The organism is Micrococcus sp. HMSC31B01, assembly GCF_001816085.1.
GTDB lineage: Bacteria > Actinomycetota > Actinomycetes > Actinomycetales > Micrococcaceae > Micrococcus > Micrococcus luteus.
Genome location: NZ_KV824859.1, coordinates 1 through 1059, shown reverse-complemented (window position 1 = coordinate 1059; position 1059 = coordinate 1). Strand labels below are relative to the sequence as shown.

General features: G+C 76.8%; 1 protein-coding gene. It reads right to left on the bottom strand.

Features of this window, described 5'->3' with window-relative positions; all coding sequences use genetic code 11:
- Window positions 1–13: 13 nt before the first annotated feature.
- Window positions 14–1059, bottom strand: a 1046-nt coding sequence (locus tag HMPREF3105_RS00845; RefSeq protein WP_210401409.1) for a pyridoxal phosphate-dependent aminotransferase, incomplete at its 5' end; no start/stop codon positions are given.

Below are 1059 nucleotides of genomic sequence, written 5' to 3'. Positions count from 1 at the left end.
GTGGCGGAGCCCCTCAGGCCAGGCCGCGCGCCGCGTGCCAGGCGGCGATCCGCTCGAGCGCCTCGTGGACGGCGTCCGGGCCGGCGGCGAAGGAGAGGCGGACGAACTCGGGCCCGTGGACGGCGTCGAAGTCGTCGCCGGGGGTCAGCGCGACGCCGGCCTCCTCCAGCAGGGCGGCGCAGTAGCCGACGGCGCTGCCGAACTCCGCCAGCATGCCCGGGGCGAGGCGGGCCCACAGGTAGAAGGCGCCGTCGGCGGGGGCGGCGTCGGCCCAGCCGAGCCGGGGCAGGGCGGCCAGCACGACGCCGCGCGTCGCCGTGAAGCCGCCGGCCTGCTCGGCGCAGAACGCATAGGACTCCTCGCTGAACGCGTGGACGGCCGCCTCCTGGGCCGCGGCGGGCGGGCAGAGGGCGACCGAGCCGGCGAGGCCCTCGACCGCGGCGGCGAGGTCGTCCGGCATGAGCATCCAGCCCAGCCGCCAGCCGGGCATGCCCCAGTACTTGGAGAACGAGCTGACCACGAGCGCGGTGCGGGAGGTGCGCCATGCGCAGGCGCCGGGCCCCTGCCCGTCCGTGTGCACGATGCCGTGGTAGATCTCGTCCGAGACGAGCCGCACACCGCGTTCCTCGCACCAGCGGGCGAGCTCGGCGAGCTCGGCGGCGCTGACCATCGTGCCCGTGGGGTTGGCCGGGGAGGCGAGCACGAGCCCCGCGACCGGGCCCTCCGCGAGCGCCGCCTCCAGGTGGACGACCGTGGGCTGGTAGCGGGTGCCGGCGTCGACGTCCACGTCCACCACCTCCACCCCGAGCGCCGTGAGGATGTTGCGGTACGCGGGATAGCCGGGGCGCGGCAGGAGCACGCGGTCCCCCGGGGAGAACGCCGCGAGGAAGCCGAGCATGAACGCCCCCGAGGAGCCGGTGGTGATCGCGACCTGCTCGGGGCGGACGTCGAGCCCGTACCAGCGGCGGTAGTGGCCGGCGACGGCGGCCCGCAGCTGCGGCAGGCCCAGCGCCGGGGTGTAGGTGAGGGCACGGCCGCCGGCACGGACACCGCGCGTGC